Below are 15,986 nucleotides of genomic sequence, written 5' to 3' on the forward strand. Positions count from 1 at the left end.
ACAGTGGCTCCACGGCGTGAGGGGGGAGCGCGGTATGCAGGAGCGGACACTCAGGGACGGGCGGGGGCCCGTGGCCGTCCTGCTGAGCCCGCGGCCCGCCGTGGTGGCGGCCGCCCGCCGTGCGGGCGCGCACACCGTGGTGGTCGCGCCGGATCCACCGGTGCCATCCGACCGTGAGGGGGCGGAGCGGCGGGTACGGACGGACTGGCGCGACCACCGACTCCTCGTCGGGGCGGTCGGCCGGATGGAGGCGGTACGGCACGGCCGCGCCGCCGTCTTCGGCTTCGACGCCGCCGGAGCCCTCGCCGCCGCCCGTGCCAACGAGGAGCTGGGCCTGCCCGGCACCCCCGCCTCCGCCGTGACCGCCCTCATGGACAAGGCCGCCCTGCGCGCCCGCTCCAACACCCTGCACCCCGCCCGGCCCGTGTCCTTCGCGCGCTGCGGCCGCGCCGCGACGCTCCCTTTCCTGACCACCCTCATCGGATACCCGTGCGTCATCAAGCCCCGCGCGGGCGCCGACGGCGAAGGGGTCCGGCTCGTCCGCGACGAGGCCGAGGCGCGGGCCGCCGCCCTCGGCTACCCCGAGGTGACCGACCTCCTCGTCGAGGAGTACCTCGAAGGGCCGGAGCTCACCGTCGAGGCCCTCTCGCGCGCGGGCCGCCACCGCGTCCTCGGCTGGACCCGCCGGCTCACGGACCCCGGACTCACCGCCGCCGGCCACGACCTCCCCGCCGCCCTGGACCCCGGGACCGCGCAGGCCGTACGGGCCCTCGTACGCGGTGTCCTCGACCTCGCCGGTCACCACGACGGCCCCTCCCACACCGAGGTCATCCTCACCCCGCACGGGCCGCGCCTCGTCGAGGCCCACGCCCGCCCCGGCGGCGAGGAGTTCAGCCGGCTGCTCAGGCTCGCCCACGGCACCGACGTCCTCGCCCTCGCCCTCGCCGCCGGACTGGGCCTGCCCGACCCGGTGCGCAGCCCGCGCGCCGCCACCCACGCCGGACTGCGGTACGTGGACTTCCCGCCGGGCGTGCGCGTCGACGGGATCCGCCCCGGGCTCACCGCCGCCCGCTCGGTGCCGGGCGTGGTCCGGGTGCAGCTGGAGATCCCGCTGGACGCGACGGTCCGGCGCGCCCCGACAGGCGGGCTGCACCACGCGTACGTCCTCGCCACCGCCCCGACGGCGGGCGCCCTCGCGCACCGCCTGGAGCGGGCGGCGGGGCTGCTCGGGCGGCCGGATCCGTCCGCCCGCGCCGGGATACGCCGGCCCTGCGCCCCGCGCTCGGGGCGCGGCAGCGGGACCGGACAGGAAACGGATCCCCGCGGCGGTCAGCCGCCGGCCGCCTTCGCGTAGGCGCCGAAGCCGGTCCAGTCGACGGCCACGCACGGCTCGTCGCCGAGGACCCACGCGTCGTGTCCCGGCGAGACCTGCATGAAATCGCCGGCGCCGTAGTCGTCTTCCTCCCCGTCGTCCATGACGACGTGCATCCTGCCGCTCACGATGTACCCCGTGTGCGCGGACTGGCAGCTGTCCGTGCCGGCCAGCGGCTTGATGTGCTCCGACCAGCGCCAGCCGGGCTCGAACACCGCACGGCCGACAGGTCCGCCGTCTGTCTGGATCAGATCCAGCCGACCCTTGCCGTCCTCGAACGGACGGGTCTCGTCGGCCTCGTCGAAGTTCTTGCGCAGGATGGCCATACCCATCGTCCTCCCGGAGCGGATCATCCCCGAGTCCGATCTCAGCTTACGCTCGGGCGCCTCTCCTCACCCCCGCAGCGACCGCCCGAAGCCCGAGGCCAGCGGCATCCGGAGGCCCAGCGGCGGCGGAGCGGCGAAGGCGTCCGTCACCGGCCGGGAGTACCGCCCCGAGAACACGGCCCCCAGAACGAAGTCCACGCCGAGCGCCACCACTTCCGCCTGGTGCTCGCGCAGCGCGTGCCCGTCCGAATGCACCTCGAACCGGCACGTCGACCGGTTCGCCTTCTTCGCCCGCGCCGCCAGCCGGAACGATCCCTCCGGGTCGCTGCGGGCGTCGTTGGTGCCGTGCACGATCAGCACCTGGCGGCCCGACAGATGTTTCACCGGTTCCGGCGAATCCGCCGCGGCGGCCGGTTTCCCTGGACAAGGGGCGAGCGCCAGGACCGAGTTGACGGCCCCGTGTCCCGCCGCGCGCAGCGCGGCCAGCCCTCCCGCGTCGTAGCCGGCCAGGCACACCGGCACGTCCCCGTACCGCCGCACCACCTCGTCCGCCGCCCGGACCGCCTCCTCCTGCCGGGAGGCACCCCTGTCGTGGAGGAGGGTGTGCGCGACCAGCCCGTCCGCCCCGCCCGCCCGGGCCAGCGCCCGCGCGAGCGGACGTATCGGGCCCAGGGAGAATCTGGACGCCCCCGGGAGCAGGAGCACCACACCACTGACCGTCGATCCCGAGCCGGTCGCGCCGGCTGCCCGCCCCAGGCGGGCCCCGCGCGCCGGCGGCGCATGCTGTGCCATGGCGGAACAGTCTCAGACCCGGAGGTGTACGCCATCCGTCCGTGCGGTCTCTGTTACATATCGGCGCACGCCGCGGGGGCCCGCTCTACGCGCGTAGGAGTTAGAGTGCCCAGATGACGAGCGAGACCCCCACCCTGCCGACCCCGGATCAGATCAGCCGCTCCCCGAAGGTGCTGCTCCACGACCACCTCGACGGGGGCCTGCGCCCCGGGACCATCATCGAGCTGGCCCGGGAGGTCGGCTACGAGAACCTCCCCGAGACCGATGCCGACAAGCTCGGCATCTGGTTCCGCGAAGCCGCCGACTCCGGCTCCCTCCCGCGCTACCTGGAGACCTTCGCGCACACCTGCGCGGTCATGCAGACGAAGGCCGCCCTCTTCCGGGTCGCCGCCGAGTGCGCCGAGGACCTGGCCGAGGACGGCGTCGTGTACGCCGAGATCCGCTACGCCCCCGAGCAGCACCTGGAAGCCGGCCTGACCCTCGAAGAGGTCGTCGAGGCCGTGAACGACGGCTTCCGCGAGGGCGAGCGCCGCGCGAAGGCGAGCGGCCACCGGATCCGCATCGGCGCCCTGCTGACCGCGATGCGCCACGCCGCCCGCGCGCTGGAGATCGCCGAGCTGGCCAACCGCTACCGCGACAACGGCGTGGTCGGCTTCGACATCGCCGGCGCCGAGGCCGGGTTCCCTCCCACCCGCCACCTCGACGCTTTCGAGTACCTCAAGCGCGAGAACAACCACTTCACGATCCACGCGGGCGAGGCCTTCGGCCTGCCGTCGATCTGGCAGGCCCTGCAGTGGTGCGGCGCCGACCGCCTCGGTCACGGCGTGAAGATCATCGACGACATCGAGGTCGCCGAGGACGGTTCCGTGACGCTGGGCCGCCTGGCCTCGTACGTCCGGGACAAGCGCATCCCCCTGGAGATGTGCCCGACGTCGAACCTCCAGACGGCCGCGGCCGCCTCGTACGCCGAGCACCCGATCGGCCTGCTGCGGAAGCTGCACTTCAGGCTCACGGTCAACACCGACAACCGCCTGATGAGCGGCACCAGCATGAGCCGCGAGTTCGAACACCTCGTGGACACCTTCGGCTACACGCTGGACGACATGCAGTGGTTCACCGTCAATGCGATGAAGTCCGCGTTCATTCCTTTCGATGAACGACTGGCCATGATCAACGAGGTCATCAAGCCCGGTTATGCGGAGCTGAAGTCGGAGTGGCTGTTCCAGCAGACCGCCTCCACCAGCCGTTCTGTCTCGGCTTAGGCCCTGGCATGACGTACTGAAAGCGCCCGGGAGAGGCAATTCCCGGGCGCTTTCTCATATTTAAGGATGTTTGCGGGCGGGGGTTTGAAGTGACTAGTTTGCGGAGCCGCTCAAATTCCCCGTCGCAAGGACACGTTTTCATGAAGCAGTCAGCTGCCAAGATCCTCGGTGCCGCCGCTGTCGGTGCCGCCTTCGCCGCCGTCGCCGCCGGTACCGCCTCGGCCGCCGTTCCGGCCGTCGGCCTCACCGACGCGCTGGGCACGGTCACGGGCGGACTCCAGGGTGTCACCAGCCAGCAGCACATGGGCGCGGAGGACGGTCAGCAGTCGAGCGACCCCACCTCCCAGGTCACCGGCCTGCTGAACCCCCTCACCAACAGCCTGAACGGCCTCGGCGGCTGACACCGCCGTCCGTGAAACGTACGCGCGTGCGGCGGGCGCACACCTCTTCGACGAGGTGTGCGCCCCGCCGTGCCGTGTGCCACGATCACCACCAACTGCCCGCCGACGCACTCGGTATGAGGTCATTGGTCATGCGCATGAAGGCACGAGCGACGATGGTCGCGCTGGTCCCCGCCCTGCTGTTCGCGGCCATGGGGTGCAGCAGCACGGACGCCCCCGCGAAGGACAACGACCCGGATCCCAAAGGCTCCCCGGGCCACGCCTCGGGCGCACCCGGTGCCCCGGCCGCCTCCGCCCCCGCCGGATCGGCCGCGCCGAAGACCGGCGGCAGCAGGCTGGAGCGCTCCGCGCTGGAACAGGGCGACCTGCCCGGCTACCAGATCTCCGCCCAGGGCAAGAACCCGAACGCCCCGGACGGCCAGCCGCAGGCCGACAAGAAGGCCTGCCAGCCGCTGGCCGACATCATGGGCGACAAGCCGGACCCGGCCGCACACGAGACCGTCAACCGGGGCATCGGCTCCCAGAAGCAGGTCGGACTCGCCGTGTCCGCCTCTGTCAGCTCCTATGCCGAGAGCGACGCCAAGGCGCTGATCGCCCGGCTCAAGGCCGCCGTCGCCGCCTGCGGTACGGGATTCTCCGCCAAGGTCGAGAAGCAGACCGGCAGCTACCGCCAAGTGCAGGCGGCCGACTTCCGCACGGCCGGCGACGAGAGCGTCAGCTGGACCACGGTCGCGGCCGCCGAAGGCGTCTCGGCGCAGGTCCACCTCGTCGTCGTACGCGAGGGCGACACCATCGTGCGGCTGATGGCCCTCAACGTGGCGTCCGGCGCACAGAAGGCTCGGGTGCCGCAGGAGGTCGCCGACAAGCAGCTCGACAAGATCAAGCGGGCGGGCTGACCCCGCCGCCGGCTACCAGGCGGTGGAGGCGGACTTCTCGTTCGGCAGGAGCAGCCACAGCGCCAGGTAGACCAGGAACTGCGGGCCGGGCAGCAGACACGAGACGACGAAAATGACGCGCATCGTGTTCGCGGAAATTCCGAAGCGGCGCGCCAGACCGGCACAGACTCCGCCGATCCATCGTCCGTCACGGGGGCGGGCAAGGGCGCTCATGGTTACTCCTTCGTCGGGATCGCATTCTTGCGATGCCTCAATATTCCCGCGGGACCGCCGACAGAACCTCGGTCCAGGGGCCGAGCCCGACCCTGGTAATTCTCGGGGTCGCCCCCTGATAAGCAGCCTGTGAGCGCCGCATGCGGGCGCGCAGCGCCGGTACGACGGCCACGTGCGCGAGCAGCACCCCGAGGGTGTTCAGGAGCACCGAGTCCACGTTCACGACCTGGCCCGGAACGGCGGTCTGGAGCATCTCGATGGACACCGAGACCAGTGCGCCCGCGGCGGCGGTCCGGGCCAGCGAGGACCACGCGGAGAGCGCCGAAGGCGCGAGGCGCCCGCTGACCAGGGGCAGCAGCACCCCCAGCGGGGCCAGCAGCGCCAGACCCGCCCCGATCTGCCGGGCGGCCTCCAGCGGGCCCTGGGCGAGGGTGGCACCGATCCCCTCCAGCGGGGTCAGATTGGCGGCCGCGGCCCAGGGCACGTCCAGTGGCCGCAGGGTCAGCCACCCGACGATCACCAGGTGGGCTGCCAGGAGGGCGCCGGCCAGGAGCCGGACCCGGGGATGGATGGCGGCGCTGCCGCCGGCCTCAAGACGCTGCACACCTGCGAGGACGCACCCCGCGGTACCGGTGGTTCCGCCCCTCACCCGCTGGTGGGGCCTTGTCCGACCGGGTATCCGGCGTTGCCGGCGTACGACGGGCGCCGGGGGCGCGGCCGGTGGTCAGCGGGTGGCGAGGAGCACGATCAGCAGCAGCGCGCCGGCCACGGCGGGCACGATGATCTCGTACGACCAGTGCACGTGCACGCTGCCCTGCGCCCCGGCCCGCGAGGCCCCGCGCTCGGCCAGCTCCCGCAGCTCGTCGATGACCTTGTCGGCATGGGCGCGCGGCGGCCCGGCCGGCGCGGCGGCCTTGTCCGCCTCCGGGGCCGAGACGCCCCGGCCGGTGAGCCCGCCGCGGCGGGTGAGCTGCCCCCGGCTCGCCTTCTTCCGCTCGCGCAGCGAGACGGGGACGGACCAGAGCTGGTACTTCGCGCCCTCGGCCAGCACCTCGGCCGAGTACCCGGCGCGTACCGCGTCCACGGCCGCCCAGGGCAGCTCGATGACGCGGAAGGGGTTCCGTACGCGCATCCGGTCGTCATTGGCGAAGACGGCGGGGCGCAGGGTGAAGGCCACGGTCAGCGGTACCGCGCACAGCGCGACCGCGAGCGCGATCCAGGGGGTGTTGCCGGAGCCCCGCACCGCGGCGTCGCCGCAGAGCCACACGATCAGGGCGAGCAGCGCGACCCCGCCGGCCACGGCCATGGAGGAGCGGTAGACCCGGTCGTCGTAGACCGGCTCGTCGGTCGGCTGCTGGTTGCTGCTCATGGGGCCGATTCTGCCCCACGCCGTCTCAGCCCACGAGATCGGCGTACAGAATGATGTTGTCGGGCCGGTGGCCGTCGGTGATTTCCCCGCCGCAGGTGATGACGCGCAGCTCCGGGCGGGCGGTGTCCCCGTAGACCTTGTCGGTGGGGAACCGCTTCTTGTCGACCTGCTCCAGCTCGCGGACGCGGAAGACGGCGGTGCTGCCGTCCGCGCGGGACACCGTGATCTCGTCGCCGGTGTGGACGCGCGAGACGTCCTTGAGCACGGCCGGTCCCCGGGCGGTGTCGAAGTGGCCGATCAGCACGGCGGGGCTGGTCTCGCCGGGGGTGACGCCCTTGCCGTACCAGCCGATCTTGTCCCCATCGGCCACGGAGGGCACCTCGACCGCGCCGTCGGCGGCCAGCCCCAGCGTCAGCAGCGGCTGCTGATGAGAAATTTACGGATCTTGTGCGGGCGGATGATCTGCTTCCTGTCATGGACGTGTAACGGGGAGTGGAGGTGTCGATTCCGTAGCAATTGAGGGGAGGGGGTGACAGGTCGCTACGCGCGTAGATATGCTCATGTGGTGACCATGCCCACCACCCTCACCGCATTCGCTGACGTGACGACGTCCGACAGTGCGCTGCGCCGCTTCCTGCACGGGCTGCCCGGCGTCGACGCTGTCGGCCTGGAGGCCCGCGCGGCCGCCCTCGGCACCCGTTCGATCAAGACGACGGCCAAGGCGTACGCCATCGACCTGGCCATCTCGATGATCGACCTGACGACCTTGGAAGGCGCGGACACGCCGGGCAAGGTCCGGGCGCTCTCCGCCAAGGCCGTCAACCCCGATCCGACCGACCGCAGCACTCCGATGACGGCCGCCGTCTGTGTGTACCCCGACATGGTGGCCACCGCGAAGGCCGCGCTGAACGGCGCCGACGTCAAGGTCGCCTCCGTGGCCACCGCGTTCCCCGCCGGCCGCGCCGCCCTGCCGGTCAAGCTGGCGGACACCGCCGACGCCGTCGCCGCCGGCGCCGACGAGATCGACATGGTCATCGACCGTGGCGCCTTCCTCGCCGGCCGCTACCTGGAGACGTACGAGCTGATCAAGGCCATCAAGGAGGTTTGCGTCCGCCCCGACGGCACCGCCGCCCGCCTGAAGGTCATCTTCGAGACCGGCGAGCTGTCGACGTACGACAACATCCGCCGCGCCTCCTGGATCGGCATGCTCGCGGGCGCCGACTTCATCAAGACGTCGACCGGCAAGGTGGGGGTGAACGCCACTCCGGCGAACACCCTGCTCATGCTCGAAGCCGTACGCGACTTCCGCGCGCAGACTGGAATCCAGATCGGCGTGAAGCCGGCCGGCGGCATCCGCACCACCAAGGACGCGATCAAGTTCCTGGTCCTGGTCAACGAGACCGTGGGCGAGGACTGGCTGAGCAACCACTGGTTCCGCTTCGGCGCCTCCAGCCTGCTCAACGACCTGTTGATGCAGCGGCAGAAGCTGAGCACCGGCCGTTACTCCGGTCCCGACTACGTGACGGTGGACTGATCACCATGGCATCTGTATTCGAGTACGCACCGGCTCCCGAGTCCCGCTCGGTCGTCGACATCGCCCCCTCCTACGGGCTCTTCATCGACGGCGAGTTCACCGACGCCGCCGACGGCAAGGTCTTCAAGACCGTCTCGCCGTCGTCCGAGGAGGTCCTGGCCGAGGTCGCCCAGGCGGGTGCCGCCGATGTGGACCGGGCCGTCAAGGCCGCCCGCAAGGCCTTCGCGGGCTGGTCCGCACTGCCGGGCTCCGAGCGCGCCAAGTACCTCTTCCGCATCGCCCGGATCATCCAGGAGCGCAGCCGCGAGCTCGCCGTCCTGGAGACCCTGGACAACGGAAAGCCAATCAAGGAAACCCGCGACGCGGACCTCCCGCTGGTCGCCGCGCACTTCTTCTACTACGCCGGCTGGGCCGACAAGCTCGACCACGCGGGCTACGGCCCGAACCCGCGCCCGCTGGGCGTGGCGGGCCAGGTCATCCCCTGGAACTTCCCCCTCCTCATGCTCGCGTGGAAGATCGCCCCGGCGCTCGCCACCGGCAACACGGTCGTCCTGAAGCCCGCCGAGACCACGCCCCTGTCGGCGCTGTTCTTCGCGGACATCTGCCGCCAGGCGGGCCTGCCCAGGGGTGTCGTCAACATCCTCACCGGGTACGGCGACGCGGGTGCGGCCCTCGTCGAGCACCCGGACGTCAACAAGGTCGCCTTCACCGGCTCGACGGCCGTGGGCAAGAAGATCGCCCGCCACGTCGCCGGCACCGACAAGAAGGTGACCCTGGAGCTGGGCGGCAAGGGCGCCAACATCGTCTTCGACGACGCCCCCATCGACCAAGCCGTCGAGGGCATCGTCAACGGCATCTTCTTCAACCAGGGCCAGGTCTGCTGCGCGGGTTCCCGCCTGCTGGTCCAGGAGTCGATCCACGACGAGCTGCTGGACTCGCTCAAGCGCCGCCTCTCCACGCTCCGCCTCGGCGACCCGCTCGACAAGAACACCGACATCGGCGCGATCAACTCCGCCGAGCAGCTCGCCCGGATCACCGCGCTCGCCGACACCGGCGAGGCCGAGGGCGCCGAGCGCTGGTCCCCGGCGTGCGAGCTGCCGTCCGCCGGCTACTGGTTCGCCCCGACGCTCTTCACGAACGTCACCCAGGCGCACACCGTCGCCCGCGACGAGATCTTCGGCCCGGTGCTGTCCGTGCTGACCTTCCGTACGCCGGACGAGGCCGTCGCCAAGGCCAACAACAGCCAGTACGGCCTGTCCGCCGGCATCTGGACGGAGAAGGGCAGCCGCATCCTGGCGGTCGCCAACAAGCTCCGCGCGGGTGTGGTGTGGGCCAACACGTTCAACAAGTTCGACCCGACCTCGCCCTTCGGCGGCTACAAGGAGTCGGGCTTCGGCCGCGAGGGCGGTCGCCACGGCCTGGAGGGCTACCTCGATGTCTGAGTCTTCTGCGACCCGTCTGAACGTCTTCAAGACCTACAAGCTGTACGTCGGGGGCAAGTTCCCCCGCTCCGAGAGCGGCCGGGTGTACGAGGTGAGCGACTCAAAGGGCAAGTGGCTGGCCAACGCCCCCCTGTCCTCCCGCAAGGACGCACGGGACGCGGTCGTCGCCGCCCGCAAGGCCTTCGGCGGCTGGTCGGGCGCGACCGCGTACAACCGCGGGCAGATCCTCTACCGCATCGCCGAGATGCTGGAGGGCCGCCGGGAGCAGTTCGTCCGCGAGGTCGGCGAGGCCGAGGGGCTGTCCAAGTCCAAGGCCGGCGCGGTCGTGGACGCCGCCATCGACCGCTGGGTCTGGTACGCGGGCTGGACCGACAAGATCGGCCAGATCGTGGGCGGCGCCAACCCCGTCGCGGGCCCGTTCTTCAACCTCTCCACCCCGGAGCCGACCGGCGTCGTCACGGTCGTCGCCCCGCAGGACTCGTCCTTCCTGGGCCTGGTCTCGGTGATCGCCCCGGTCATCGCGACCGGCAACACGGTGGTCGTGATCGCCTCGGAGAAGTCCCCGCTGCCCGCCCTTTCCCTGGGCGAGGTGCTGGCCACTTCCGACCTGCCCGGCGGCGTGGTCAACATCCTGTCCGGCAAAGCCGCCGAGATGGGCCCGCACCTGGCCTCTCACCAGGACGTCAACGCGATCGACCTGGCGGGCGCGGACACCGCGCTGGCCAAGGAGCTGGAGATCGCGGCGGCCGACAACCTCAAGCGCGTGCTGCGTCCACAGCCTGTGGACGACTGGAGCGCGGACCCGGGCACGTCCCGTATGACGGCATTCCTGGAGACCAAGACGGTCTGGCACCCGACGGGTTCGCTGGGCGCGTCCGGCTCCTCGTACTAGTACGGGTACTGGTTACGGCAAACAGAGACCGGCCCCGGCAGCGTCCCCCGCGCTGCCGGGGCCTTTCCGTACCCGGGCCTACTTCTTGGGCAGGACGGGCCCGAGCAGCGAGGTCACCGCGGCGCCGGGCAGTTCGGCGACCGACGGCCCCTGGGTCAGGGCGCCCGTGGCCATGCCGGTTCCGACGGCCGGGAAGTCGGCGACCTTGGTGCCGATGCCGTTGTCGAGGGGGTCCACGCCGGTGTGCGCGAGCGGATTCACCTTGAGGTTCGCGATCGGGTCGGTGACCCCGGCCAGGGCGGCCGGGACGTCGAGTTCCCCGGCTTGGGCGCCCCCGGCGGCCATCGCCAGGGCCGCGCCGGCCATCGAGAGGGTCAGGCCGGCGCTGCGGAGCCGGTTGGCTGCGGAGGGGACTGCGTGGCGTGCCATGGGATTCCCGCCCTGTGGTTGGTCGTAGTCGAGTGCGCACGCAGCGTAGTCGAGGTGTGATCCTGGATACCAACCGGCCACCGGGAGGATCCCCTACCCGGGGGAATGGTTCAGACTGGTGTCCCGTGAGCCGTTCTTCTCCTTCGCCGACCCGCGTCGTCCTGCTGACCGGTCCCTCGGGCTCCGGAAAGTCCGTACTGGCCGTCCGCTCCGGGCTGCCCGTGCTGCGCCTCGACGACTTCTACAAGGAGGGCGACGACCCCACCCTCCCGCTGGTCGACGGCAGCTCCGACATCGACTGGGACTCCCCGCTGTCGTGGGACGCGGAGGCGGCGGTGGCCGCGATCGCTGAGCTGTGCGCGTCCGGTCGTACGGACGTCCCGGTCTACGACATCGCGACGAGCGCGCGTACGGGGGCGGAGGTGCTGGACATCGCGCGGGGGCCGCGGACGCCGCTGTTCATCGCGGAGGGGATCTTCGCGGCGGACATCGCCGCCCGCTGCCAGGAACTGGGCCTGCTGGCCGACGCGATCTGCCTGCGGGGGCGGCCGTCCACCACCTTCCGGCGGAGGCTGGCCCGTGACCTGCGGGAGGGGCGCAAGTCGGTGCCATTCCTGCTCCGCAGGGGCTGGCGTCTCATGCGCGCCGAGCGCGGCATCGTGGCCCGGCACGTCGCGCTGGGCGCCCACCCGTGCGCACGCGACGAAGCCCTCGGCCGCCTGGCCGCCGCCGCGGCCGGCCGCCACCGAACCGCCACCCCGGCCTGACCACCCGCCCCGGGGCCGGCCCCCGCGCCTCAAACGCCGGCGGGGCTGGATGTGCCCCCGTAGTCCTGCGAGTGCGGCGCCGTTGCCGGGGGCCAGCCCCCGGACCCCCGCGCCTCAAACGCCGGCGGGGCTGAGGCATCGCCGGCTGTGCAGTCTGAGGGTCCGGGCGGAGCCCGGGGAACGGTGGAAGGGCGGGTAGGGGACGGCTCCGCGTAGCGGCAACACCGCGCCTGAGGTGCGGGGTCCGGGCTCCCGCCCAGCCGTACGCCGGTCGGAGGCCGGCGCAGCGGCGCGCGAAGCAGGAGAACCCCGCGCCTGAGGTGCGGGGTCCGGGCTCCCGCCCAGCCGTACGCCGGTCGGAGGCCGGCGCAGCGGCGCGCGAAGCAGGAGAAGGCGCCCCGGCGCCGAAGCCGTGTCCGGAGGGACCCGCGGACGCGAAAAGGCGGGATCGCGCGGACCCCCGGCCGCATGATCCCGCCTTTTCCCCCCGCGGCCCCCGCCCTACCCCCGTAGGACGGGCCCCCTGGCCCGATGGTCTTCAGGTGGCCCCCGCTACGCCACCAGCTCCTCGAACGACTCCGCCTCGTCACGGCCGAAGCTCAGCGCCTCGTCGTCCCGCAGCCGCCGCAGCGACCGCCAGATGCTCGACTTCACCGTGCCGACGCTGATCCCCAGGATCTCCGCGATCTCCGGGTCCGTGCGGCCCTCGTAATAGCGCAGCACCAACATCGTGCGCTGCGGCTCCGGGATGCGGGCCAGCGCCTGCCACAGCACCGCGCGCAGTTCCGTACCGCGCATGGCGTCCGTGTCCGACGCCGTCTCCGGCAGTTCCGCCGTCGGGTACTCGTTCAGCTTCCGCCGGCGCCACGCGCTGATGTGCAGGTTCGTCATCGTGCGGCGCAGGTACCCGCCGACGGCGGCCTTGTCGCTGATCCGGTCCCAGGCGCGGTACGTCGAGAACAGCGCGCTCTGCAGCAGGTCCTCGGCCTCGTGCCGGTCGCCGGTGAGGTGGAAGGCCGTCGCGTACAGCGCGGCCCGGCGCTCCTGGACGTACGCCGTGAACTCCGCTTCCGAGGTGGAAGAGGTGGAGGAGGCGGCGCCGACGGCGCCGGCGGCCTGGTACGTGTTCGCGTCGATGGCCACCACGTGTGCCGGCCGGGTCCGGGAGGCCGTCACCGAACGGACACCCGCCCGACGGTTCACATCGTGCAGCCGCGTGACAACCGCGCTGGTCGTGGTGCTGTGCAGCGTGTTCATCTCGCGCCCCCCGTCGTGGAGTCTGCCTGGGTTTCGGTGTTCGGTTCCGTGCTTTCGTTCGCTGTTAGAAGAGTGCCCCGCGGACTTAACCGCGGTGTCCGCCGACTGTCACAGGCCTGTCACAGCGACCTCCGTCAGATCCCGTGTCGCCGACGGTCGAACTCCCGTCGGCCGATGGGACAGAATGAGCCCGTGCCTTTCCTGTTGCTGATCGAGGACGACGACGCCATCCGCACGGCCCTCGAACTCTCCCTGTCTCGCCAGGGCCACCGTGTGGCCACCGCGGCGACGGGCGAGGACGGCCTGAAGCTGCTGCGCGAGCAGCGGCCGGACCTGATCGTGCTGGACGTCATGCTGCCCGGGATCGACGGCTTCGAGGTGTGCCGGCGGATCCGCCGCACCGACCAGCTGCCGATCATCCTGCTCACCGCGCGCAACGACGACATCGACGTGGTCGTCGGCCTGGAGTCCGGCGCCGACGACTACGTGGTCAAGCCCGTCCAGGGGCGCGTCCTCGACGCCCGCATCCGGGCCGTGCTGCGCCGCGGCGAGCGGGAGTCCAGCGACTCCGCGAGCTTCGGCTCCCTCGTCATCGACCGCTCCGCCATGACGGTGACGAAGAACGGCGAGGACCTCCAGCTCACCCCGACCGAGCTGCGGCTGCTGCTGGAGCTGAGCCGCCGTCCCGGACAGGCCCTCTCCCGCCAGCAGTTGCTCCGCCTCGTCTGGGAGCACGACTACCTCGGCGACTCGCGGCTCGTCGACGCCTGCGTACAGCGGCTGCGCGCCAAGGTGGAGGACGTGCCGTCCTCGCCGACCCTGATCCGGACCGTCCGCGGCGTCGGCTACCGCCTGGACTCCCCGCAGTGATCCGCGCGCTGCTCGCGGGCCGGCGCTGGACCAGCCTGCGGCTGCGGCTCCTTGTCGTCTTCGCCCTGGTCGCACTGACGGCCGCCGTCTCCGCGTCCGGGATCGCGTACTGGCTCAACCGCGAGGCGGTCCTCACCCGTACCCAGGACGCCGCCCTCGGCGACTTCCGGCAGGAGATGCAGAACCGCGCCGCCGCGCTGCCCGCCGACCCGACGCCCGAGGAGATGCAGCGCACCGCCGAGCTGATGGCGGGCAGCAGCCCCGGCTACAGCGTGCTGCTGGTGCAGGAGCGCAAGGACGGCCGTCAGGTGGCGGGCCAGGCGGGGCCGGACGCCTTCAGGCTGGCCGACGTACCGAAGTCCCTCCAGAACGCGGTGAACGACCGGCAGAAGACGACGACGGCGAACGACTCCGAGTACCACGTGTACTGGCAGCGGACGAAGCCGCGCGGCAATCCGTACCTGGTCGGCGGAACGCGCATCGTGGGCGGCGGCCCGACCGGCTACATGTACAAGTCGCTCGCGCAGGAGCGGGACGACCTCAACGCGCTCGCCTGGTCGCTGACGATCGCGACGGGGCTGGCGCTGCTGGGATCCGCGCTGCTCGCGCAGGCCGCGGCCCGTACGGTCCTCAAGCCCGTGCAGCGGCTCGGCGACGCGGCGCGCCGGCTGGGCGAGGGGGAGCTGGACCACCGGCTGGACGTGTCGGGTACGGACGAACTCGCCGATCTGTCGCACACCTTCAACAAGACGGCGGAGGCGCTGGAGAAGAAGGTCGCCGACATGAGCGCGCGGGAGGAGGCCAGCCGGCGCTTCGTCGCGGACATGTCGCACGAACTGCGCACGCCGCTGACGGCGTTGACGGCGGTCGCCGAGGTGCTGGAGGAGGAGGTCGACGACCTCGATCCGATGATCGCACCGGCGGTGGCGCTCGTCGTGAGCGAGACGCGGCGGCTGAACGACCTGGTGGAGAACCTGATGGAGGTCACCCGCTTCGACGCGGGCACGGCCCGGCTGGTGCTGGACGACGTGGACGTCGCCGACCAGGTCACGGCCTGCATCGACGCCCGGGCCTGGCTCGACGCGGTCGAACTCGACGCCGAGCGCGGCATCGTGGCGCGGCTCGACCCGCGCCGCCTCGACGTCATCCTCGCCAACCTGATCGGCAACGCGCTCAAGCACGGCGGCTCGCCGGTGCGGGTCTCGGTGGTCGTGGAGGGCGAGTGGCTGGTGATCGCGGTCCAGGACAACGGGCCGGGCATCCCGGAAGACGTCCTGCCGCACGTCTTCGACCGCTTCTACAAGGCGAGCGCCTCCCGTCCGAAGTCGGACGGGAGCGGGCTGGGCCTGTCGATCGCCATGGAGAACGCGCACATCCACGGCGGTGACATCACCGCCGCCAACGGGGCGGGGGGCGGGGCGCTGTTCACGCTGCGGCTGCCGGTGGACGTGGGGAAGGTGATCGCGGATGACGAGGCGTAGTTCCCTCCCGGCGGTGGTGCTGGCGTCCCTCCTGCTCTCGGGAAGCGTTTCGGGGTGCGGGATCAGGGCGACGACCGTGCCGGTGGACGTGGGCCCGGCGCCCTCGCGGGTGTCGTGCGACACCCCGGCGCAGCCGGGCGGGCAGGGCGGGGTGCAGGGCTTCCGGGCCACGGTGGAACTGGTCTGCGGATCACAGCTGGTGGGCGTGGAGCGGGTGGTTCCGGTACCGGAGAAGCGGGTGCTGCGGGACCCCCTCGCGCTGGTCGCGCAGGCGCTGCTGGAGGCGCTGGAGCGGACGCCGTCCGGGGAAGAGCGGGACGCCGGCTTCACGAGCGGGGTCCCGGCCGGGCTCTCGGCGGTCGCGCCGAGGGCGGGGGATCCGGCGGGCACGGTGCGGTTGAGCCGCAAGCCGGAGGACCTGCCGCCGGTGGCGCTGTCGCAGATCGTGTGCACGCTGGCGGGCAACGAAGCCGTGTCGGCGGGGCCGGGGCCGGTGGTCCTGGGCGGCCCGGACGCGGATCCGCCGCGCGCCTGGGAATGCACGGACGCGGTCCGCTCCCGCCCGGAGTCGGTCCCCACCCTGGGCGAGATCGTCCGCCCTTCCGCCTCCGCGGGGGCCGCGCCGCGCTGACGGCCCGTGCGGGCCGCCTGCTAAAACACTGCCCCAGACCCCTCCCCCCAGA

The 15,986-nt window shown here is 72.0% G+C and carries 18 protein-coding genes and 1 pseudogene; 11 read left to right on the forward strand and 8 right to left on the reverse strand.

Features of this window, described 5'->3' with window-relative positions; all coding sequences use genetic code 11:
* Positions 1 to 34 precede the first annotated feature (34 nt).
* Positions 35 to 1,354: an ATP-grasp domain-containing protein gene (locus J7E94_RS22430; protein ID WP_215018214.1), complete on the forward strand. Its 1,320-nt coding sequence runs from the start codon at positions 35 to 37 to the stop codon at positions 1,352 to 1,354.
* Here the strand turns inward: J7E94_RS22430 and J7E94_RS22435 are convergent.
* Positions 1,330 to 1,704, reverse strand: coding sequence for a cupin domain-containing protein (locus J7E94_RS22435; RefSeq protein ID WP_374224483.1), 375 nt, complete (start codon positions 1,702 to 1,704; stop codon positions 1,330 to 1,332). The genes J7E94_RS22430 and J7E94_RS22435 overlap by 25 nt on opposite strands.
* Before the next feature lie 60 nt (positions 1,705 to 1,764).
* The gene (locus J7E94_RS22440) at positions 1,765 to 2,490 is read right to left on the reverse strand and encodes an alpha/beta hydrolase (RefSeq protein WP_215018216.1); all 726 of its coding nucleotides are present in this window, start codon (positions 2,488 to 2,490) and stop codon (positions 1,765 to 1,767) included.
* 113 nt (positions 2,491 to 2,603) lie between these two features.
* Here J7E94_RS22440 and J7E94_RS22445 point away from each other — a divergent pair, with 113 nt between their 5' ends.
* The 3 genes from J7E94_RS22445 (at position 2,604) to J7E94_RS22455 (ending at position 5,049) form a co-directional block, all read left to right on the forward strand.
* Positions 2,604 to 3,752: an adenosine deaminase gene (locus J7E94_RS22445; protein WP_215018218.1), complete on the forward strand. Its 1,149-nt coding sequence runs from the start codon at positions 2,604 to 2,606 to the stop codon at positions 3,750 to 3,752.
* Positions 3,753 to 3,892: 140 nt separating this feature from the next.
* Complete coding sequence (locus J7E94_RS22450) at positions 3,893 to 4,153, forward strand: hypothetical protein (RefSeq protein ID WP_215018220.1); 261 nt, start codon at positions 3,893 to 3,895, stop codon at positions 4,151 to 4,153.
* A gap of 131 nt (positions 4,154 to 4,284) precedes the next feature.
* Entirely contained in the window at positions 4,285 to 5,049 is a 765-nt protein-coding gene (locus J7E94_RS22455; protein ID WP_251057062.1) for a hypothetical protein, read from the forward strand.
* Positions 5,050 to 5,061: 12 nt separating this feature from the next.
* On the opposite strand, the gene J7E94_RS22460 is transcribed toward J7E94_RS22455, so the two are convergent.
* The 4 genes and pseudogenes from J7E94_RS22460 to J7E94_RS22475 all read right to left on the reverse strand — a co-directional run.
* A complete protein-coding gene (locus J7E94_RS22460; protein ID WP_215018224.1) occupies positions 5,062 to 5,262 on the reverse strand; it encodes a PspC domain-containing protein in 201 nt (66 codons plus the stop codon).
* Positions 5,263 to 5,299: 37 nt separating this feature from the next.
* Positions 5,300 to 5,866: a VanZ family protein gene (locus J7E94_RS22465; protein ID WP_215018226.1), complete on the reverse strand. Its 567-nt coding sequence runs from the start codon at positions 5,864 to 5,866 to the stop codon at positions 5,300 to 5,302.
* Between the two features lie 120 nt (positions 5,867 to 5,986).
* Positions 5,987 to 6,631, reverse strand: a complete 645-nt coding sequence (locus J7E94_RS22470; protein WP_215018228.1) for a PH domain-containing protein — start codon at positions 6,629 to 6,631, stop codon at positions 5,987 to 5,989.
* A gap of 25 nt (positions 6,632 to 6,656) precedes the next feature.
* Positions 6,657 to 7,052: pseudogene (locus J7E94_RS22475) on the reverse strand (class F sortase); the annotation flags it as partial.
* Positions 7,053 to 7,202: 150 nt separating this feature from the next.
* Here J7E94_RS22475 and deoC point away from each other — a divergent pair.
* The 3 genes from deoC to J7E94_RS22490 are packed head-to-tail and all read left to right on the forward strand — an operon-like array spanning position 7,203 to position 10,499.
* Positions 7,203 to 8,165, forward strand: coding sequence for a deoxyribose-phosphate aldolase (gene deoC / locus J7E94_RS22480; RefSeq protein ID WP_215018256.1), 963 nt, complete (start codon positions 7,203 to 7,205; stop codon positions 8,163 to 8,165).
* A gap of 5 nt (positions 8,166 to 8,170) precedes the next feature.
* Positions 8,171 to 9,607: an aldehyde dehydrogenase family protein gene (locus tag J7E94_RS22485; protein WP_215018231.1), complete on the forward strand. Its 1,437-nt coding sequence runs from the start codon at positions 8,171 to 8,173 to the stop codon at positions 9,605 to 9,607.
* Positions 9,600 to 10,499: an aldehyde dehydrogenase gene (locus tag J7E94_RS22490; RefSeq protein WP_215018233.1), complete on the forward strand. Its 900-nt coding sequence runs from the start codon at positions 9,600 to 9,602 to the stop codon at positions 10,497 to 10,499. Before J7E94_RS22485 ends, J7E94_RS22490 begins: the two co-directional genes overlap by 8 nt.
* A 78-nt stretch (positions 10,500 to 10,577) precedes the next feature.
* Here J7E94_RS22490 and J7E94_RS22495 read toward each other — a convergent pair whose 3' ends face one another.
* Positions 10,578 to 10,928 carry a hypothetical protein gene (locus J7E94_RS22495; RefSeq protein WP_215018235.1) on the reverse strand — a complete coding sequence of 117 codons (351 nt, stop codon included), beginning with the start codon at positions 10,926 to 10,928 and terminating at the stop codon, positions 10,578 to 10,580.
* A gap of 59 nt (positions 10,929 to 10,987) precedes the next feature.
* On the opposite strand from J7E94_RS22495, the gene J7E94_RS22500 reads away from it, so the two are divergent.
* Entirely contained in the window at positions 10,988 to 11,695 is a 708-nt protein-coding gene (locus J7E94_RS22500; RefSeq protein WP_215018258.1) for a uridine kinase, read from the forward strand.
* 552 nt (positions 11,696 to 12,247) lie between these two features.
* Here the strand turns inward: J7E94_RS22500 and J7E94_RS22505 are convergent.
* Positions 12,248 to 12,952, reverse strand: a complete 705-nt coding sequence (locus J7E94_RS22505; protein WP_215018237.1) for a SigE family RNA polymerase sigma factor — start codon at positions 12,950 to 12,952, stop codon at positions 12,248 to 12,250.
* A 192-nt stretch (positions 12,953 to 13,144) separates the two neighbouring features.
* Here J7E94_RS22505 and afsQ1 point away from each other — a divergent pair, with 192 nt between their 5' ends.
* The 3 genes from afsQ1 to J7E94_RS22520 are packed head-to-tail and all read left to right on the forward strand — an operon-like array spanning position 13,145 to position 15,934.
* Positions 13,145 to 13,822, forward strand: a complete 678-nt coding sequence (gene afsQ1 / locus J7E94_RS22510; protein WP_215018238.1) for a two-component system response regulator AfsQ1 — start codon at positions 13,145 to 13,147, stop codon at positions 13,820 to 13,822.
* Entirely contained in the window at positions 13,819 to 15,303 is a 1,485-nt protein-coding gene (locus tag J7E94_RS22515; protein WP_215018240.1) for a sensor histidine kinase, read from the forward strand. Before afsQ1 ends, J7E94_RS22515 begins: the two co-directional genes overlap by 4 nt.
* Positions 15,290 to 15,934 carry a hypothetical protein gene (locus tag J7E94_RS22520; RefSeq protein ID WP_215018242.1) on the forward strand — a complete coding sequence of 215 codons (645 nt, stop codon included), beginning with the start codon at positions 15,290 to 15,292 and terminating at the stop codon, positions 15,932 to 15,934. The genes J7E94_RS22515 and J7E94_RS22520 overlap by 14 nt, the downstream gene beginning before the upstream one ends.
* Positions 15,935 to 15,986: the final 52 nt, after the last annotated feature.

Source organism: Streptomyces sp. ISL-94 (assembly GCF_018614075.1).
Lineage (GTDB): Bacteria > Actinomycetota > Actinomycetes > Streptomycetales > Streptomycetaceae > Streptomyces.

Excerpts from the sequence above, each read along its gene's own strand:
- J7E94_RS22430 (WP_215018214.1), top strand. The coding sequence starts at position 35 with ATGCAGGAGCGGACACTCAGGGACGGGCGGGGGCCCGTGGCCGTCCTG.
- J7E94_RS22435 (WP_374224483.1), bottom strand. The coding sequence starts at position 1,704 with ATGGGTATGGCCATCCTGCGCAAGAACTTCGACGAGGCCGACGAGACC.
- J7E94_RS22440 (WP_215018216.1), bottom strand. The coding sequence starts at position 2,490 with ATGGCACAGCATGCGCCGCCGGCGCGCGGGGCCCGCCTGGGGCGGGCA.
- J7E94_RS22445 (WP_215018218.1), top strand. The coding sequence starts at position 2,604 with ATGACGAGCGAGACCCCCACCCTGCCGACCCCGGATCAGATCAGCCGC.
- J7E94_RS22450 (WP_215018220.1), top strand. The coding sequence starts at position 3,893 with ATGAAGCAGTCAGCTGCCAAGATCCTCGGTGCCGCCGCTGTCGGTGCC.
- J7E94_RS22455 (WP_251057062.1), top strand. The coding sequence starts at position 4,285 with ATGCGCATGAAGGCACGAGCGACGATGGTCGCGCTGGTCCCCGCCCTG.
- J7E94_RS22460 (WP_215018224.1), bottom strand. The coding sequence starts at position 5,262 with ATGAGCGCCCTTGCCCGCCCCCGTGACGGACGATGGATCGGCGGAGTC.
- J7E94_RS22470 (WP_215018228.1), bottom strand. The coding sequence starts at position 6,631 with ATGAGCAGCAACCAGCAGCCGACCGACGAGCCGGTCTACGACGACCGG.
- deoC (WP_215018256.1), top strand. The coding sequence starts at position 7,203 with ATGCCCACCACCCTCACCGCATTCGCTGACGTGACGACGTCCGACAGT.
- J7E94_RS22485 (WP_215018231.1), top strand. The coding sequence starts at position 8,171 with ATGGCATCTGTATTCGAGTACGCACCGGCTCCCGAGTCCCGCTCGGTC.
- J7E94_RS22490 (WP_215018233.1), top strand. The coding sequence starts at position 9,600 with ATGTCTGAGTCTTCTGCGACCCGTCTGAACGTCTTCAAGACCTACAAG.
- J7E94_RS22495 (WP_215018235.1), bottom strand. The coding sequence starts at position 10,928 with ATGGCACGCCACGCAGTCCCCTCCGCAGCCAACCGGCTCCGCAGCGCC.
- J7E94_RS22505 (WP_215018237.1), bottom strand. The coding sequence starts at position 12,952 with ATGAACACGCTGCACAGCACCACGACCAGCGCGGTTGTCACGCGGCTG.
- J7E94_RS22520 (WP_215018242.1), top strand. The coding sequence starts at position 15,290 with ATGACGAGGCGTAGTTCCCTCCCGGCGGTGGTGCTGGCGTCCCTCCTG.